The following is a 17506-nucleotide window of genomic DNA, read 5'->3' as shown; positions in this document are numbered from 1 at the left end:
CGAGCAGGTTCATCGGCCGGTGTCCCTCCTTCCTGGTGTGGCGGGCTGGCCGGTGCCGGGGCGGGTGCTGGCCACTCGGGGGTGAGTGCGCGAAGCGCGCCGTTGATTACTTCGGGTAGTCGTGTGTGGGTGTGCGGGATCGCGCCGGGGGTGCTCCGGCGTGTGGGTGTGTGTCAGGCGTGTCAGGCGTGTGAGGGAAGGGGGGTGCTGGGCCGGTTTTCGGGCCGGGACCCCCCTGTTGTGGTGTGTGGGTCACACGCCTTCACGGGCAGGTCAGTGCGTGGCACAGGGGTGGGACGGGGCGTGTGGGTCACACGGTTGTGTGAGGCGTTCGTGTGTGACCCACACGCCGGTTTGTGTGGGGTCAGGCGGCGCGCTGGCCACCGGTCCGGTAGGCGTCGATGGCCTCACGCAGAGTTGCGGAGTGGTATCCCGGCTTGACCGCCTCGCCGATGCGGACGCTGCCGGTGGCGTTGTGCCGCTCGACGCCGACGTCGCGCAACAGCCGGTTGAGTTCGGTGCCGAGGGTGGCGGGGTCCATGTCGAGGCGGGCGGCCAGGTCGCCGGTGTGGATGCGCCCGCCGTTGGTCTCGGTGGCGTCGAGGGCGCGGGTCAGCAACTCCGGTACGGGGTTGAGGTGGTGGAGGGCGGTGGTCATGTCGATGCCGAGTTCGGTGACGTTGCGGGCCGCGATGGTGCGGAAGCGGTCGAGGGCGGCGTCGAGGGTGTCTCCGGGGATCGGGTCGAACAGGTGGCTGATGTCGTCACCAGCGCCACCGTTGGTCGGGGTGGCGTTGGGCGGCGTCGCGGTCGGCGTCGGCTGGGTCGGGCGGGTGATGGTGATTGGGTCGGTGAACAGGGTGGGCATGGTGCGTGTCCACCGGTCGGCGTAGGCGCGGGTTCCCTTGAGCGCGACCTGTCCGGCCAACTGCGCGGAGGTGGCGTCGAGGTCGGGTCGCCAGGGTGCGACCGCGACGGCGGCGGAGTCGATGCGGTTCGGGTCGGTGCGGTAGCCCTTGAACGGCATCGGCGCGGCCTCGCCGGGGGTGCCGGCGAGTAGGAAGCCGGTGCCTTGGTAGGGGGCGGCTTCGGCGTCGATGTTGTACTTCCAGCCGAACAGGTAGTTGAGTTCCTTGTCGTCGGTGACCCGCATCCCGATTCGGATCCGGGCCTGCTCCTTGATCGCGATGGGCAGGTAGTCGTCGGTGGCGCGTAGGGCGCAGCAGAGGGTGCGGACTCCGGCGGCGCGGCCGGTGTCGCTGATCTGGGCGAGCATGTTCACGATGTGCGGCGGCACGGTCTTGATCTCGTCTACCACGATCACGATCTCGGGCAGGTCCGGGCCGACCGGGATCTTGTCGTCGTTCGCTGCCCGCATCCGCTGCTGGTATGCGGGCTTCCGTCCGTTGATGATCTCGATCGCGGCGCGAACCATGATCTCCGCTTCCGCGATGTTCGTAGCGACCCAGTCGACGGCCGGGCGCGGGGCGCGGCCTTCGGCGTAGGGGGTGACCCACGGTCGGGACAGACCACCACCGGCCAGGTCGATTTGCCACACGAGGGTGTCGACGCACCGCACGAGTTGGGTGTTGATGGTCTGCAACTGGTTGGTCTTCCCGCTGTCGGTCTGACCGACCAGCACCCCGCACGCGTAGCGCAGGTTGATGACGGCCTGCTCGCCGTTGCGCAGCGGCCCGATCGCGAGGGGGTTGTTGATCGACAGGGGGCTGTAGTCGTCCAGGTAGTGATCCTGGGAGAGAGCGTTGACGGTGGAGACGTGCAGCAGCACCGCGCCCCGGCTGTCGCCCGGTTCGACGGTGACCTCACAGCCGTGCGGAAGCCGGGCGTCGGCGGCGAGCCCTTCGGTGCGGCGGGCGATGTCTCGCCACGTCGCCCCACCCGGCGGGAGGTCGGCATCGAGGGTGAACCCGGTCCGGGTCGCCCACCCCTGCACGTTGCGCACCCGCACCTTCACGTCGGTGACCCGCGCGATGCGCGCCTCCCACAAGGCCGCGAGCCGGTCGCGGCGGGCGGCAGCGTCGAGCACGGCCGCTCGATCCTGTGCGGCGGCGGCCCGGCGGCGGCGGGATCGGCCGATCGCGGTGGCGGCGGTGGCGAAGCCGGCGGTGCCGGCGGCGAGGGTGCCGAGTGCCCATCCGGACCAGATGGCGTCGGTCATGAGGGCGGTGGTCGCCCAGGTCCCGGGCATCATCCAGCAGCAGCCCCGCCACAGCAGCCGGTGGCCGGGCTGGTCTTCGGCCATGCCGGCGGCGACTGCGCCGGCCGCGCCGAGCGCGCCGCCGATCGCGGCGAACGGACCCGGCACGCCAGCGGCGGCGGCGATGCTGGCCGCGCCCAGGGTTGCCCCGGCGGCGTTGAGGGTGCCCCACGCGGGGTGCGGGTGCCGCCAGTGCCAGGTGGACAGGGCGTAGGTAACCCAGCTCCCCGCCCGCCCCCGGGCCGGCTTGGCAGGGGCGGGAGCGGTGGGGGTGGGGGTGGCCCCCGGCACGCTGGCCGGGGGCACCATCGGGTTGTCGTTGGTGAGGGTCATCAGACGTTCCACTCCTGCTCGTTGGTGCGCGGGGCTTCCTTGCGGGCGAGGTCACGTTCGTGGACCTTGCGGAACACCGGGGCGATGGTTTCGGCGGCGGCGATCGTGGCGCGCTGCACCTGGTAGAGGGCGGCGAGGGCTTCCACGACGCGGGGGTCTACCGGCCGCTCGGCGTGCGTGCGCAACGCCATGGCCTTGAGCCCTTCGGCGATGTCGAGCATCGCGGCGGGCATCTGCGCCAGGTGCGCGCCGAACTCGTACATGTCATCGGGGGTGTACCTGCTCGCGGCCGATCGGAACTCCGACGCCGCTCCGGGGAGAGGGAACTGACCCATCTGCGTACCTCCTGAGATGAGTGCCAGCAGAGCGGCCACATCAGCCGGGCTGCTGTCGTTGCCGTTCGTGGGGTTGCCGTTCTCGTCGGTCGTGGCCTTGCTGGTCTTGTCGGTCGTGGGCTTGGTCTCGTTGGCTTTGCGGGCTTCCTCGGCCTTACGCGCAGCCTCATCCGGGCCAGCGATCGGCTTCGGCGTCGCCTTCGGCCCGATGGCCTTGCCCCGAGGTGTGGCGCCCGTGCGGGGCCGCAACCCGGGGTCACTGATCACGTGCGGCTTGCGGCCCTTGCCGGGCTTGCTCCGGCCGAACAGCCCACCACCAGGGGAGCCCTTCGACCCGGCGGGTTTACCGCGACCGAACAGGCCACCCGGCGAGCCCTTCGACCCAGCGGGTTTACCGCGACCGAACAGGCCACCCGGCGAGCCCTTCGACCCAGCGGGCTTGCCCCGGCCAGACAGCCCGCCGGGCGTGCCGGCGGAACCCCTGCCTTTGCTGGGTTTGCTCCGTCCGGACGGGCCACCAGCGGCGGGCTTGCCCGCACCGCCGTTCTTGCCGCCGGGCTTGCTCCGGCCGAACAGCCCGCTACCGGGGATGCCCTTCGCACCGCCGGGCTTGCCCCGGCCCCGACCACCCCCGCCGGGCATACCGCCAGCGGCGGCGGCCCGGCGGGATGGTCGGGCGACCTGACCGGTACGACCGGCGGCAGCGTCACGCTTGCGCTTGTTCTTCCGCTCGGTCAGCGCGAGCCCGGCGGCAGCGGTCGCGGCAGCGGCCAGCAGCAGCGCACCCACCCCGCCAGCACCGGCCAACACCGCCCCACCACCCACGGCCAGGACGTCACCGGCGCTGATCAGGATCGCGCCACCAGGAAACCCGACCGGGCCGTCAGCGTCGTCCGGCCCGGTCTCGCCGTCGTCGGAGCTCGATTCCGCGGTTGGTTCGTCCGCCTCAGCTACCGGCAGGTCATCGTGTCGGTCTGCGCCATCGGCGGCGGGCTCCGGTGCGCTGTCGGGGCTGGTGGGCGGCGCGGCGTCGGTGGCCTCGATCGTGTCGGTGCTCACCGCGAACCGGCCACCGACCGCAGCACCAGCCGCACGATCCCGTAACCGCTGGCCGTGATCAGCAGGGCCAGCAGAAGCCACGCGGTGAGCTGCGCGTCCCTTGCCATGCCGAACCCGGCAGCGAACACACCGACCGGGCCGCCGACCGTCACCGCGACGGCCACCCCCGCCCGCGACCCCTTCGACCGGGCCGCCGCCGGGGTCGCGCGCGGCCGGTGAAACTGCGTACTCGACGTTCCTGACACCATCACGGGTGCTCCTTCCAAGACGAAGCCGGATGCGTGGGATGCGGTCGGGTCTGGAACCATGGGTGTCCTCTCCCGACGTCCGATGGATTGAGGGAAGGGGCCGGCGGCACAGCGGGTTGTCTAGGCCGTGTGCTGTGCCGCCGGGCAGAACTAGCTACTGGCGGTGGCCTGCGCGGCGGCGAACACCTTGCGGACCGTGCGGTCACTGGTCTTCGCGAGCGCGGCGAGCTGCTTCTGGTTCGCCTCCGGGTTGTCCCGGCGCGCTTCCAGCACCGCCAGAACGGTTGCCGCGCTGACCCGGTCCACCAGCGGGACCGGCTTGCCGTCGAGCAACACTGGCTCGACCTCGGTCGGGGCGGTGGTGGGGTTGCGGCGGGTCTTGCGGGCAGCCTCGGCGGCAGCCTGCGCGACCGCTGCGCGCAACCCCTCGGCTTCCTGGCTGATGGTCTCGACACGGGCCTCGGCCCGGTGCCGGGCCTCGCGCTCGACGGCCAGCTCCCGCCGGAGCCGTCCGGCGTCGGCGTCAACGGCCTGTAGTCGCTGCTGCCATTCGGCCTGCGCCGCGTCGAGCTGGCCTTGCGTGCGGGCCGCCCGCGCCGTCTCGGAGCGCACATCGGTGCGCGCTGCTTCCGCCTCCGTCCGAAGGCGCTGCAACGCCTGCCGTGCGTCCGCTTCCGCCTGACGCGCCAGCGCCACATTAGCCGCTTCCGCTTCCGCCCGACGCACCGCCGTCGCGGCGTCCGCTTCCGCCTTGACCCGACGCGCTGCTTCCGCTTCCGCCCGCTCGACGGCGGCAAGTGCGTCCGCTTCCGCCCGACGCACGATCGCGGCAGCGTTTGCTTCCACCTCGGCCCGTCGCGCTGCTTCCGCCTTCGCCCGCTCGACGGCCGTGCGGGTGGCCGCTTCCGCTCGTGCCTGCGCCCGACGCGCGTCGGCAGCATCGGCCCGCGCCGCGTCTGCCTCCGCCCGACCCGGGGAGGGCAGGGCCAGCAGCGGGGCCGGGGTGCCGGTGGACGCCAGCCGTACCAGCGCCGCGAGGGCGGCTCCGGCATCGCCCTTGCGGGTGGCCTTGGTCGCAGCCTTACGCGCCCGGTCGGCCACCTCCCGGACCAGCGCCTCACGACGCTGCGCGGCCCGGCGAGCCTCAGCGCGGGCGATCAGGTCGGCAGCGCCAGGGCTGAGCCGGTCGCGGACGTCGAGCTTCCACGCCTCCACGGTGGGCCGGAAGTAGGTCAGCCAGCGTCGCCACCCGAACCGCTCCGGCGGCTCCGGAATCATCCCGGCTTCGCGCAGCGCCTTACGGTGCTTCGCACCCGAGCGAACCTCGTAGACGATGATGCCCAGCGCCGACAGCACCGACAGACCCGCCGCCTTGACCGGCTCCGCTCCGTGGCCGTAGGCGTTGATGCCGACCGCGATGGCCGTGCACACCCACACCAGGGACCGGGCGAGCATCGCGCGTTCGCCCTTGAGGCGCTGCTGCTGCGCGGTCAACGCCATCGCAAGGCCGGTGCCCTCGATGGCCACCGCGGCGACCACCCCGACCGGGGTGGGCAGGTTGTTCGCGCGGGCGGCGTCGACCTGCCCGTAGACCGCGCCGGAGACCGCCAGGCCGTAGATCAGGCCGGAGTAGACCGCCGCCGCGTTGTCCCGCACATAGGCGGTCTTCGTCGCGTACCAGCCGGCCATCTCTCGGCGGCGTGCCTGCCGACGCTCCCGCTTCGCCGCCCGCGCGGCCTCCCGCTCTACCCGGCGGCGCTCCCGCCGATCGGCCTGCATCCGGTCGCGCTGCGCGTCCAGACGCAGCCGGCCTTCCTCGGTGCGCAGCCGGCGATCAGCCGCCGCGTTGTCAGCGGCGATGCGCTGCTGCACGGCCAGCCGCTCCCGCTCGGCGGCGGCCAACTCCCGCGCGACCCGCCGGTCGTTGCTGGCAAGACCAGTCAGGTCCCCAACCATCGTCATGCCGTCACCCCCGCAGCCTTGTCGGCGACCGGCGCGGGAACGGTGATGTACGAAACGACCTGAAGCTGCCAGCCCGGCAGGTCGGGGTGCTCGAACGTCTCCGACTGGTACGTCGTGAACCACCGGCGAGCCGACTCGATCAGGTGCCCGGACATCTGCGGTCGGGGCAGGTCGAGCCAGGTCGCCCACCGGTCGACGGCGTCCGGGTTGTCGTTCCCGAGGAACACGCTGACGATGCGGTGATCGTCGGGAATCTGCACGCGGTACGGGACCGGCAGGTCAGCGGCCGTGCCGGCGGCGATCACGTCGAACACCCTCCGGCGAGGGTCGATAGGGGTGCAGGGTTGAAGCGTCATGCTGCTTCCTCCTCAGGGAAAGCGCAGGTCAAGCACTCGTTGAGCGAGCGCGGGATGTAGTAGGGCCGCACCTGGCCGCAGATGCGGCAGGTACGGCGAGCGATCAGCGCCTTGCCGATGGCGGCCCGCTGGGCGGCGGTGGCGGTGCGCTTCGGCCGGGCCAGGTCGACCCGGTACAGGTAGGCGGCCCGGGTACCGCCGACACCGCGCCAGAGCACCTGCGCGGCGACCGGCTGACCACCGGGCCGCAGCCCGGCGGCGCGCAGTTGACGGCGGGTGGCGTAGCCGGCAGGAGCACCGCGCCACCAGAAGGTGGGGATGCCGTACCGCGATCCCTCCGGGTCGTGGAAGGCGGCGCGGATTCGGCTCACCGTCACCACCGCCTACGCGGCCCGGTTGGCAGCCGACCGGACAGCAAGCAGGTCGCGAGCTTCGCGCAGCACGCGCCGTTGTGCCCGACGCAGCCGCTGCCAGTCCAGCTCGGTCGGCCCGGAGTCGCTGGTCAGCACGACGATCTGTGCGTCGAGCAGCAGAACCTCGGCCTCGATCAGCGGCAACTCCTGCTCAACCTCAGCGAGTTCCGTCGCGCTGGGCTCACGGTCATAGGTCGTCATCACGCCACGCTCCGAGGGCAGTAATCGGCGACGTCGACCAGACCGTTGGTGAGGGCTTCCGCCTCCATCGCGTCGATGGCCTTCGCGGGGACGACGTACCGGCCGCGAATGCGGATCGCCGGGAACTCACCCGCACGAATCGACCGGTAGAGCGTCATGTCGCAGGTACGCAGTAGTTGAGCCGCTTCCGCGACGGTGTAGAACCGCTGGGGGTGGCCAGCAGGTCGATCGGTCTTCATCTGTGTCCTTCCGCCTTCTTGATCGGGGTGCGCATAGCTTCCGATCGCGAGGGGTGACACCTTCACCACAGGGCTAGACGGCTAGGGACGTCCTTGGTAACGTGCAGTCGTCCCTACTCGTCCCCTGGAGGCGACAGTGCCGAACGACCGGCTACGAGATGCGATGCTGCGCAAGGGCCTCACGCCGACAGCGATTGCCGAACATGTAGGCGTGGATCCGAAGACTGTGGAGCGTTGGATCACGCAGGGTCGAGCGCCATACCCGCGCTACCGGCACGCGATCGCTGCGCTGGTCAGGGAGAGCGAGTCGTACCTCTGGCCGAATGCGATGCCCCAGGAGCGCGCCAACCGCGTGGCGGAATCCGAGGTGGTCCAGGTCTACCCGCGCAGGGCGGCCGTACCGGATGACCTCTGGCGACGGCTGATTTCACAGGCACAGGAACGGATCGGCATCCTCGTCTACGCAGGACTATTCCTGCCCGAGCAGCAACCGCAGCTGGTCGCCACGCTGAAGGCGAAGGCAGCAGCTGGCATCCAGGTCGAAATCCTGCTTGGCGACCCGGACAGTCCCGAGGTCGCTCAGCGAGGCGCCGAGGAAGGCATCGGCGACGCGATGGGCGGCAAGGTACGGAACGTGCTCGCCTTCTATCAGCGCCTACGCGACGTCCAGGGCGTGACGGTGCACTTCCACCGGACGACGCTCTACAACTCCATCTTCCGGTTCGATGACGAGATGCTCGTCAACTCGCACGTCTTCGGCTTCCCTGCGGCACACACGCCCGTCATGCACCTGCGGCGGCTCGCCGGCGGCGACCTCTTCGGCACGTACACCGACAGCTTCGACCGAGTGTGGGAAACCTCAGTGCCCGTGTGGAAGCCGGTAGTGGCAGGCTGAGGACATGGCGAGGACCGAGTACTACAACGACCCCCAAGCGCCGAAGCCGAACAGCATCGTCCCAGCGGTAACGGTGTTCGTCCTCGACGCGCAGGACCGGGTACTACTCATCCGGCGGACCGACAACGGGCTTTGGGCCATTCCTGGCGGCGCCCAGGACTTCGGCGAGTACATCGCGGAGACCGCCGTACGCGAGACTAAAGAAGAGTCCGGAATCGACGTTGAGGTGACTGGCATCGTCGGCATATACACCGACCCTAAGCACGTCATGGCGTACAGCGACGGCGAGGTCCGCCAGCAGTTCTCGATCTGCTTCCGCGCTCGCTACCTTGGCGGCGACCCGACGTTAAGCAACGAATCGTCAGAAGTACGATGGGTCGACAGGATCGACTTGGGCGCCCTGCCGATCCATCCGTCCATGCGGCTCCGCATCGACCACGGATACGAACATCGGCCAGAACCCTACATCGGCTGATCTATACCGCCGCCAAACGATCCTCTACACGCCGCACTGCAGCTACAATTTCTGGCTCGGCGCGCGACCAAAAACGCGTGACGACATGCTCGGGCCCATAGCGAGAGCGAATCTCAGCGAGCCGCTGCAGCACGTCAAAGTCCTGACCATCTGGCCCTGTCGTCATATCCGAGTACCATAATGCATCGCGCAACGGCGATTGCTCGTCATCAAATTCGTTCTGCAGTTGCTCCGAAAGGCCAAGCTCATCCGCCTCGAAGCGAGCACACGAATGGTACGCGACCAAGGCGACAACTCGCGTATGGACTCGCCGATCGCGCAACCAACGTGCACCATCAAGTGCATGCAGGCCCGTTGAAACGATTGCGGGGGCGTAGCCGACATCATGAAGCCACGCCGCGGCCACCAAAATCGGCTGCTCAGACTCACCAAGAAGACTAGATATCCGTTTCGCCTTCGCAGCCACAGCTTGTACATGCGTCCACCGACGCGGCAACGACTCCGAGAGCATTCCTTTGGCCACACCCCTGGCCACCGTCTCAAGCTCCACGCAGAGAGCATACCTCTAGGAAGTCGCCCAAGTCTCCACTCGGCTAACCAGAAGCGCGAGACGCCTTTTTGCTGGCAGCGTACGAGTCTCCTGAAAAGTCACCCCTGAAAAGATCCTCATTCAGCAGGAGTAGGATATCGGTCTTGGTTTCGGAGTCAAATATCAGCTCTCCATCGCTCAGCAGAGCTTCAGGGTCGAGCTCATGCTTTTTCATATTCTGAATGAGCGTCTCAGTCGTGAGCATCTTTAGGTGCGGCTTACGCAGAATCGCTTGAACCTTCCGACGAAGGACCGAGTTTCGACGCAGTTGATCCGCGAGATAAATCTTGCTAGAGCCTTCAATCGGCAGAACCTCTGCGAGCTTCTCGACCCATTCGCTTGTCTTGGAAAGGACCGCCTCGGTATCCTTAAAAAGAGCCTCGAAGTTCTTCTGATTAAGGGCTATCACGCCATCGGGACCAATGATCACATCAAAGAACGGATCGAAGGCAAAGATCGGATCCGTAACCTTATTGAGAGATTCGCTAAGGAAAGCCACTAGACTTTTCTCGCCTAGCTTTATCGGCGTTCCACGACTTACGAACATCACCTGACGCGTCGGGTCATCGCCAAGGATGACCGCATACATCTTCAGCTTGCTCATTTCGGAGCGCTGCGCCAAGGGTTGAGACGGTCCACGACGGAGCGCCTCGATAACAACATGATCAATTAACTCGTCTGCGGCGACCCGCAAGAACGGCGCATCACCCTGGTCGTCGTCCGGAGTGTAGTCCTTACCGCCCTCAGCCTGGAGCTTCTGAGCATTATCGCCTGCGTAACTCCGCAGGACATGCTCGACAGCGCCTCCGACCACGACATGTCGACTATGAACTGTCTTTCCAGAACGCCACGCCACCACAAGTGACAGTGCAGCACTCGAAAACTCGTCAAAGTCCAACACTCCGCACACCTCTACCAGGTCAGGGATCGCCTACGAGAAGAAAGACCATACCCTACTCGCACACCGTTTGCGATGACCGCTAACACGGATCCCCTACTTGACCTTGGTCCGGTCGATCAGCACGTTGTCCCCAAATCTCGTCGCAAGAATGTCACTGTTAGAGAGAATCCTGTTTCGGCTAATTACGAAACCACGAAAGCCTTGACTATCCTCCACTTCGAAAACTTGCCATCGAAACAGATACAGGACAGGGTTGATCTGCAATAATGAAGTTTGCACATATACGGCGCAGACCACTCCCAGAAAAACCGAATAAGCGACAATGTCTTTAACCGAGGGGGTCGACACAGTAAGAAACGGCAGCAGATAGCTCGCCAGATAGCCGGCAACCTGACTTCCGGCGTCAGTCACCTTCACAATCCTATAGGCCCCCTTAGACTTCTTGCCGTCCAGGCGAAAAATAAGGACAAAGGACGCCAAGCCTAGACAAGCAAGACCAGCACAAACCAGGCGAAGCCATGTCTGATCGAATCGGATCGCGAGTAACGCAAAAAGCGGAGAATACGATGATATGAAGAGGAGGACCCTGATCAACATGCGTCACTCCTCCTGACCGTCATCAGTTCCCCGTATGGTTCGACAGATGCCTCATCGAACATCTACCCGCCTACCAGCAACACAACTGCAGGGTGGTGGCGCCCAGCTCTCCATGACCAGCATTTGACCTCACGTTGAACATGATGCAGGGCGGGTACGACAAATTCAGGCCCCACTAGAGCCGGGCCGGGCCGGCATCCTGCCAGCAAGCGTCGCAGCAGCTCGCTGATCTGATTCCGAAAGCCACGCGGCATAGACGCGAAGCGTGGTGGCTCCACCGCCGCCATGACCGAGACGCCCCGCAACTGTCCGGATGTCGACACCGGCCGCGATCAGCTCCGTTGCCGAGTAGTGCCGGAGAGCGTGCAGGTTCGTGGTGATGCCGAGCCGAGCGGCCATCCGGCTGAATCGCTGGGTGGCCGTGTCCGGCACTAACGGTGTACCGCCGTCCGGGTCCGGCGAGAACACGTAGCCGTCAGCGGCCAGCGACAGCCCGAGAGCCGACGCGCGTTCCTCGCAGCGCGCCAGCTGGTCGCGCAGCACCTCTATCGTCTCCGCGTCCAGGGCTACGCGCCGCTGCTGGTGCGTCTTGGTGTCCTTCTCACGCAGCTTCCCCACGTCGTCCACGTACAGGGCGCTCCGCAGGGTTAGCACAGCCGCGTCCAGGTCGACGGCAGACCACCGCAGCGCGCACAGCTCACTCCGTCGCGCCCCCGTCGTCATAGCGACCCACACAAACGCTCCCCAGTCGGGGTCCTTCCACGCCTGGGTGACCAGTCGGGCCGCTTCCGGCGCCGATGGTGGGTGCGGGTTGGGCTGAGGCATCCCCGGCTTCTCCGCTTGATCTGCCGGGTTGACCGCGATCCAGCGCCACCGGACGGCCCGGTTCAGCGCACCGGACAGGATCCAGTGAATCTGCCGGATCGACGCTGGCGCCAGCGGCTTGCACTCGTGCGGCCGGCACTTGTCGGTGCACTCATGCGGCCCGACCTTCCGATGTTCGATGGCCTTCCGGCCGCCTCCACAGTGGCCCCGGCACTTCCGCAGCACCGCGTAGAACGACTCCAGCGTCTCGGCGTCCAGCCGGCCCACCGGCAGCTTGCCCAGCAGCGGCCGGACGTGCTTGTTCAGCTTCTTCACGTACCCCTGCCGGGTCGACGTCTCCACGTCGAGCACTTCCAACCACCGGTCAAGCAACTGGTCGACGGTGGCGCGGGTGCGCGGGTTGCGCCGGTCGTCCACCTGGGCGAGGAACCGCGTACGCGCCTTCTCGGCTTCCTTCCGGGCGGTCGGGCCGGGCGGGATGGTCTCGGTCAGGTAGTGCCGCTTCTTGGTGATGGGGTCGACGCCCGCGTAGACCTTCACCCTGAGTGAGCCGCTGGGCAGTTCCTCGACCTCGCCACGCTGACGCTTCGCGCGCCCGTTCGCCGTCGCCATGGGGCGACCGTAGCGCGCTCGCACCACGAGTAGCACCACGGGAAGATCGTGGATCTAGAGTTTTGCCTGGTGGGGCGGGCGGGACTCGAACCCGCGACCGAGGGATTATGAGTCCCCTGCTCTAACCGGCTGAGCTACCGCCCCCAACACCGCGCCGGATCTTATCCCGCCCGGCGTACCACCGGCCAGCACGAAACGGCGCCGTCGCTCATCGACGTCGCCGGCGTAGCAGCACGATGGGCAACGCGAGAATAACAGTGAGCAGCCATCCCACCGTGATGGCGCTCCACAGCCAGCCCTTGTCGCTCTCGGCGGTCTCGGTGACGAACATGCCGAGGGTCAGCAGGAAGGTCCCCCCGCCGATCACCAGCGCGACGAGACCGCTGACGACCATCAGCGGGATCTCCCACCAGGAGCGCTTCACCGGTTCCCGCCGCCCGGATCCGGCTGCCGCGGCCCGTGGCTGCGGGATGCGTTCCGGGTCGCGGGCCGGCATGGTCACCTGCCGGTCGGCCGGCACCTGGGAATCGACCACCCGGATCGCGCCGGGGTGCAGGTCGAACATGGTCGGTTCGATCCGCATCGAGATGGCATCGTCGCCGATGAGCTGCCGGGCGCCGTCGGGCCAGGTGAGCATGAGGGCGCATTCGGCGTACCGCACGGTGAGCGGGCCGCCGTGGCCGAGCCAGCTCACCCCGTCCACGCCGACGTGCAGCTCGCCGTCGCCTTCCTTCTCCCGGTAGGCGGTGCCGGTCACCGTGTCGGCCGAGCGGGTGGGCGCCTCGGCGAAGCCGGCCCAGTCGGCCCGGTGCCCCTCGGGCACCATCAGCAGTGCGCCGGCCAGCGCCTCGCGGGCGACCTCGTGCACGTCGTCGGTGTCGACGACCTTCAGCTCGGCCCGGTGCTCGTCGACCGTGAGGTTGCGCTCGCCGGTGAGCACGTTGAAGGCGTACGACGGCAGCCGCGCCGCGTCCACCTCGGCGGTGCCGAGGAAGTCCTCCCGTTTCGCCACGACGGCGTCGAGGTCGGCCTGTTCGATCCGACCGACCCGCAGCTTGGCGAGGGTGTCGACGAAGCCGCCGAGCACGGCGTCCTGCTTCTCCGGCAGCGCGTCGGCCAGCGCCCGCAGCGTCGCGTTGCCGTCGCCGCGCGGCTCGTAGCCCGCCGTGGTCTGGTAGGAGAGCCCGCCGTCCTGGCGCAGCGCCCGGTACAGCTCGCGCTCCAGCACTCCGGCGAAGACGCTCGCGGCGGTCCGACGCCGCACGACGGCGTCCAGCACCACCGCCCGCGAGCCGCCGACGAAGTACGCGGGAGTCTGCGGCAACGCCGACGACGCCGCCGGCACCGGCTGCCGTACGCCCGGGGGCAGTGCCAGCCGTAGCCCGGCGGGCACGGCCTTCCCGGCGATCCAGAGCACCGCGTTCTCCCGGGTGAACCAGCGGGCCGCCCACTGCCGCAGGTCGTCGCCGGTGAGTGCGGTCAGGCCCCACTCGGGGTAGCTGGTGATGCCGAAGTCGCGGGCGCCGTGCCGCCACAGCGGGATGTCGTCGGTGGCGGCCATCCCCCGGCTGCTGTGCTCGGTGCGCAGGATCTCCTTCTCCACCTCCAGCCGGCCGGTCGGCAGTTCGGTCAGGTTGGCGCAGACCGAGGTGAGGAAGGTGGCGATGTCCTGCGCGGAGCCCTGCATGTGGAACGTGGTGAACACCGGCGCGGTGGCGCCGTTGACGTGGTAGTCGGCCAGCCCGAGGGGGGCCAGCGCGAGGTGTTCCAGCAGGTGGGTGATGCCGCTGCGGGCGAGGGTCTCGTCGGCGGTGCCGACCCGGAAGGTCAGCCCGGCGCGCATCGGCCCGCCGGTGGGGGCGAGCAGCGTCGGCACCCCGTCCACGTCCAGTTCCTGGATCATGACTGCCCGCCCTTCGCGTACGCCCTGTCGCGGAACCGCTGGAACTGCTTGGCCGAGTCGCCGTCGATGTAGCCGAACATCGCCTCGTCGCCGAGCGGCCCCATGGCCGCGAACTGCTGCGCCGCCGCCGGGTACTCGTCGAGCAGGCAGAAGGCCATCGCGAAGACGCTGCGCACCCAGACCCAGCCCCAGCCGTGGCGGAACTCGGGGTGCCAGACCGACTGCTGTGCCGCCTGGTGGATCTCGCGCTGCACGTGCGCGCCGCGCAGGTGGGCGCTCGCCTTGCCGAGGTTGTCGTGGTCGAGCGCCTCCTCCAGGTGGGCCTCGACCACCAGCACGGCGTTCGGGGCGCCGGGTGGGGCGGCCTCGGCGCATTCCCGGGCGAAGCCGTGTGCCCGTTCCCAGGTGCCGCTCCACTTGGGGCAGAACTGTTGCAGCAGCGACGCCTGGGCCGCCAGGTGGTGCGGGTGGTGCTTGGCGAGCTGGTCGTAGCGGCGGCGCGCCTCGGCCTGGCCGAGCTGCAACCCCCGCGCGTTGGTGATCCGCTGCGTCCACGCCGCCGCGTCGTCCGGGTGTCGGGCGGTGACGTCGATCAGCACCTGCTCGGCCTGCCGCAGGTGGGCGTGGAACTGGGCGAACTGGTCCCGGCTGACGTGCTCGGCGCGGCGGGCCGAGCGGATCCGCCAGCCGGCGCGGATCAGGTGGGACCCGAGCAGGGCGCCGGCGAGCCGGTCGTCGGGCTGCTGGGCCAGCACTCCCCGGAGGAACTCCTCGATGTCGGGGGTCTCGCCGACATCGTCGACGAGGAAGGTCTGGCCGTGCGGGTCCTGCCCGTCGACAACCTCGCGCAGGGCCGGCCAGTCGCGCGCCGCGAGAGCCGCGCGCACCTGACTGACCTGGGGGTACGCCGCCGCGGCGTCGAAGTTGGGCGGCGAGAGTGGTGCGGGCATGGCGAGGATAATAGGTGATCTTCAGCGGCCGGCAGCCCTCCGTTCAGCCGGTACGCAGCTCCGTCAGGACGGCCCCGGCGGCCCGCCGGCCGCTCGCCAGCGCCCCCTGGACGGAGGGCTGTCCCGGTGGTCCCCGGCCACGGACACCGGCACGGCGGCGGCCGGAACGGCGAATGCCCGCCGGCGTGGGCCGACGGGCATCTGGTGTGGAAGCTCCCCCGTTTGGACTCGAACCAAAAACCTGCCGGTTAACAGCCGGCTGCTCTGCCAATTGAGCTACGGGGGACCGTTGCGCCATCCGGCGCCGATCTTTCTACGCCGTGTGACGGGGACAAGAGTACAGGATTCCGGGGGGTGTTGGTCCAGGGGGTTACCCTCGGGACCAGCGCTTGATCCACACGACAATAAACCAGACAAATCGTCATCACGGCACAAGGAGGTATGAGCGGAGAGCAGGATGGGTAGTTAGCTGCGGACAGAGAAGGCAGGCGCGATTTGGTCGCCTCCGGTGGGGCAGCCCGCCGGGCGACGGCGCGTCAGGTACGGAAGGAGCCGCCATGCGCGGAAAGATGATGTTCCTTGGCGGGCTGGCTGCGGGATTCGTCCTGGGCGCCCGTGCCGGTCGGGAGAAGTACGAGGAGTTGGTGATCCGGGGCCGCAAGGTGCTCGACCACCCGACCGTCCAGGAGGCGGCCGGTGTCGCGCAGGCCCAGGCGACGCGTCTCTACAGCGAGGGCAAGGACAAGATCGGCCAGTCGAAGCTGGGCGAGAAGCTGACCAGCAACGGCCACAAGCAGGAGATGACCGCCGCCGACGACGCGTTCGCCGGCACGCCGGCCACCATCGGCGCGAAGAGCGCCACCGGGTCGTCGAGCACGCCGCCGGCCTCCGGGTCGACGTCGGCCACCACCACGCCCCGTAGCAAGCCGTCCAGCTCGGGCACCAACGGCAGCACCCTCTGAGCACACCTTCGAGCGGGCCGGTCGCCTTCGGGCTACCGGCCCGCTCGTGTGCGTGATCCCTTCCGGCTGGGCCGCTCACATACGCGACCGGGGCCGGGCCGCTCACCCGCGATACCCGGGCCGGTCGTGGCCAGGGCCCGACCCGGGGTGACGTCGCCCGCCAGAGGGACCGGTCAGTCGTTGCTGGTGAACGCGGCGTCGAACGCCGCAGCCGGGGCGTCGAAGGCGAGCCGGCGGACGAACTGCAACGACTCCGGGGCGCCGACCAGGCGATCCATCCCGGCGTCCTCCCACTCGATCGAGATCGGGCCGGCATAGCCGATCGCGTTCAACGCCCGGAAGCAGTCCTCCCAGGGCACGTCGCCGTGGCCGGTGGAGACGAAGTCCCAGCCGCGCCGCATGTCGGCCCACGGCAGGTGCGAGGCGAGCCGGCCCCGCCGCCCGTCGCCGGTGCGTACCTTCGCGTCCTTGCAGTCGACGTGGTAGATCCGGTCGGCGAAGTCGAAGATGAAGTTCACCGGGTCCAGCTCCTGCCAGACGAAGTGCGACGGGTCCCAGTTGAGCCCGAACGCCGGCCGGTGCCCGACCGCCTCCAGCGTCCGCTTCGTCGTCCAGTAGTCGTACGCGATCTCACTCGGATGCACCTCGTGGGCGAAGCGCACCCCCATCTCGTCGAACACGTCGAGAATCGGGTTCCACCGGTCGGCGAAGTCCTGGTAGCCCCGCTCGATCATCGACGGCGGCACCGGCGGGAACATCGCCAGCGTGTGCCAGATCGACGATCCCGTGAAGCCGACGACGGTGTCCACCCCGAGCTTCGCCGCCGCCCGGGCGGTGTCCTTGATCTCCTCGGCGGCCCGGCGGCGTACCCCCTCGGGCTCGCCGTCGCCCCAGATCCGGGCGGGCAGGATGCCCTGGTGCCGCTCGTCAATCGGATGGTCACAGACGGCCTGGCCGACCAGGTGGTTGGAGATCGCGAAGACCTCCAGGTTGTGCTTCGCCAGGGTCTCCCGCTTCCGATCGACGTACGAGTCGTCCGCGAGTGCCCGGTCGACCTCGAAGTGGTCGCCCCAGCAGGCGATCTCCAGCCCGTCGTAGCCCCACCCGGAGGCGAGCCGGCAGACCTCGTCGAACGGAAGGTCGGCCCACTGGCCGGTGAAGAGCGTGATAGGTCGCGCCATGGTGCTTCTCCCCTGTGGTGATGGGGGATTCCGTGGATGCGTGACCTGGGCGAGGGTGACCGGCCGGACCGGTGCGCGGCGGGCCACGGCGGGACGCCGGCGGGCGCGCGTACGCACCTGAACCCGCCGGGTTGCGCCTCCCGCCAGGTCACCGGCAAACCGCCACGGTCGCCGTCCTCACTCTAGGACCGCCACCCTCCACACGAAAGCCCCCACCACCCCCACGCCCCGCCCCCACGCCCACCGTCCCCA

General features: G+C 68.8%; 18 protein-coding genes and 2 tRNA genes. 3 read left to right on the top strand and 17 right to left on the bottom strand.

Annotated features, from left to right (window positions below; translation table 11 throughout):
- Window positions 1-364: 364 nt before the first annotated feature.
- From GA0070608_RS16900 to GA0070608_RS16870, 8 genes are all read right to left on the bottom strand, one after another.
- Entirely contained in the window at window positions 365-2551 is a 2187-nt protein-coding gene (locus GA0070608_RS16900; RefSeq protein WP_091629110.1) for a hypothetical protein, read from the bottom strand.
- On the bottom strand, window positions 2551-3945 hold the full coding sequence (locus GA0070608_RS33465; protein WP_245715812.1) for a hypothetical protein: 1395 nt from the start codon (window positions 3943-3945) through the stop codon (window positions 2551-2553). Before GA0070608_RS33465 ends, GA0070608_RS16900 begins: the two co-directional genes overlap by 1 nt.
- Entirely contained in the window at window positions 3942-4193 is a 252-nt protein-coding gene (locus tag GA0070608_RS32050; protein ID WP_245716115.1) for a hypothetical protein, read from the bottom strand. The genes GA0070608_RS33465 and GA0070608_RS32050 overlap by 4 nt, the downstream gene beginning before the upstream one ends.
- Before the next feature lie 150 nt (window positions 4194-4343).
- Window positions 4344-6155, bottom strand: a complete 1812-nt coding sequence (locus GA0070608_RS33980) for a DUF2637 domain-containing protein (RefSeq protein ID WP_091629108.1) — start codon at window positions 6153-6155, stop codon at window positions 4344-4346.
- Window positions 6152-6511 carry a hypothetical protein gene (locus GA0070608_RS16885; RefSeq protein ID WP_141719474.1) on the bottom strand — a complete coding sequence of 120 codons (360 nt, stop codon included), beginning with the start codon at window positions 6509-6511 and terminating at the stop codon, window positions 6152-6154. The genes GA0070608_RS33980 and GA0070608_RS16885 overlap by 4 nt, the downstream gene beginning before the upstream one ends.
- Window positions 6508-6882, bottom strand: a complete 375-nt coding sequence (locus GA0070608_RS16880; protein ID WP_091635308.1) for an RRQRL motif-containing zinc-binding protein — start codon at window positions 6880-6882, stop codon at window positions 6508-6510. Before GA0070608_RS16880 ends, GA0070608_RS16885 begins: the two co-directional genes overlap by 4 nt.
- Window positions 6883-6894: 12 nt before the next feature.
- Window positions 6895-7125 (bottom strand): DUF6284 family protein, encoded by a 231-nt coding sequence (locus GA0070608_RS16875; RefSeq protein WP_091629103.1) that lies wholly within the window; start codon window positions 7123-7125, stop codon window positions 6895-6897.
- Window positions 7125-7364, bottom strand: a complete 240-nt coding sequence (locus GA0070608_RS16870) for a helix-turn-helix domain-containing protein (protein WP_091629101.1) — start codon at window positions 7362-7364, stop codon at window positions 7125-7127. The genes GA0070608_RS16875 and GA0070608_RS16870 overlap by 1 nt, the downstream gene beginning before the upstream one ends.
- A gap of 136 nt (window positions 7365-7500) precedes the next feature.
- Here GA0070608_RS16870 and GA0070608_RS16865 point away from each other — a divergent pair, with 136 nt between their 5' ends.
- Window positions 7501-8259, top strand: coding sequence for a helix-turn-helix domain-containing protein (locus GA0070608_RS16865; RefSeq protein ID WP_091629099.1), 759 nt, complete (start codon window positions 7501-7503; stop codon window positions 8257-8259).
- Between the two features lie 4 nt (window positions 8260-8263).
- Complete coding sequence (locus GA0070608_RS16860; RefSeq protein WP_091629097.1) at window positions 8264-8734, top strand: NUDIX domain-containing protein; 471 nt, start codon at window positions 8264-8266, stop codon at window positions 8732-8734.
- Window position 8735: 1 nt separating this feature from the next.
- On the opposite strand, the gene GA0070608_RS16855 is transcribed toward GA0070608_RS16860, so the two are convergent.
- The 8 genes from GA0070608_RS16855 to GA0070608_RS16825 all read right to left on the bottom strand — a co-directional run bounded on the left by GA0070608_RS16855 (window position 8736) and on the right by GA0070608_RS16825 (window position 15397).
- Window positions 8736-9284, bottom strand: a complete 549-nt coding sequence (locus tag GA0070608_RS16855) for an HD domain-containing protein (RefSeq protein ID WP_245715811.1) — start codon at window positions 9282-9284, stop codon at window positions 8736-8738.
- A 43-nt stretch (window positions 9285-9327) separates the two neighbouring features.
- On the bottom strand, window positions 9328-10224 hold the full coding sequence (locus GA0070608_RS16850) for a Kiwa anti-phage protein KwaB-like domain-containing protein (protein WP_141719473.1): 897 nt from the start codon (window positions 10222-10224) through the stop codon (window positions 9328-9330).
- A gap of 93 nt (window positions 10225-10317) precedes the next feature.
- A complete protein-coding gene (locus tag GA0070608_RS32045) occupies window positions 10318-10635 on the bottom strand; it encodes a hypothetical protein (protein ID WP_141719472.1) in 318 nt (105 codons plus the stop codon).
- A gap of 351 nt (window positions 10636-10986) precedes the next feature.
- Window positions 10987-12258: a tyrosine-type recombinase/integrase gene (locus GA0070608_RS16845; protein ID WP_091635303.1), complete on the bottom strand. Its 1272-nt coding sequence runs from the start codon at window positions 12256-12258 to the stop codon at window positions 10987-10989.
- Between the two features lie 67 nt (window positions 12259-12325).
- Window positions 12326-12402, bottom strand: a tRNA-Ile gene (locus GA0070608_RS16840).
- 64 nt (window positions 12403-12466) lie between these two features.
- Complete coding sequence (locus tag GA0070608_RS16835; RefSeq protein ID WP_091629093.1) at window positions 12467-14161, bottom strand: M16 family metallopeptidase; 1695 nt, start codon at window positions 14159-14161, stop codon at window positions 12467-12469.
- Window positions 14158-15111 carry a hypothetical protein gene (locus GA0070608_RS16830; RefSeq protein ID WP_091629090.1) on the bottom strand — a complete coding sequence of 318 codons (954 nt, stop codon included), beginning with the start codon at window positions 15109-15111 and terminating at the stop codon, window positions 14158-14160. Before GA0070608_RS16830 ends, GA0070608_RS16835 begins: the two co-directional genes overlap by 4 nt.
- A gap of 213 nt (window positions 15112-15324) precedes the next feature.
- Window positions 15325-15397 (bottom strand) — tRNA-Asn (locus GA0070608_RS16825).
- 271 nt (window positions 15398-15668) lie between these two features.
- Here GA0070608_RS16825 and GA0070608_RS16820 point away from each other — a divergent pair.
- Window positions 15669-16073 carry a hypothetical protein gene (locus GA0070608_RS16820; RefSeq protein ID WP_091629088.1) on the top strand — a complete coding sequence of 135 codons (405 nt, stop codon included), beginning with the start codon at window positions 15669-15671 and terminating at the stop codon, window positions 16071-16073.
- A gap of 173 nt (window positions 16074-16246) precedes the next feature.
- Here GA0070608_RS16820 and GA0070608_RS16815 read toward each other — a convergent pair whose 3' ends face one another.
- Window positions 16247-17254, bottom strand: coding sequence for a sugar phosphate isomerase/epimerase family protein (locus GA0070608_RS16815; protein WP_091629086.1), 1008 nt, complete (start codon window positions 17252-17254; stop codon window positions 16247-16249).
- Between the last annotated feature and the right edge of the window lie 252 nt (window positions 17255-17506).

The organism is Micromonospora peucetia (assembly GCF_900091625.1).
In the GTDB taxonomy this organism is placed as follows: Bacteria; Actinomycetota; Actinomycetes; order Mycobacteriales; family Micromonosporaceae; genus Micromonospora; species Micromonospora peucetia.
The sequence above is the reverse complement of the archived record's forward strand: the minus strand, read 5'-3'. Positions and strand labels throughout refer to the sequence as shown.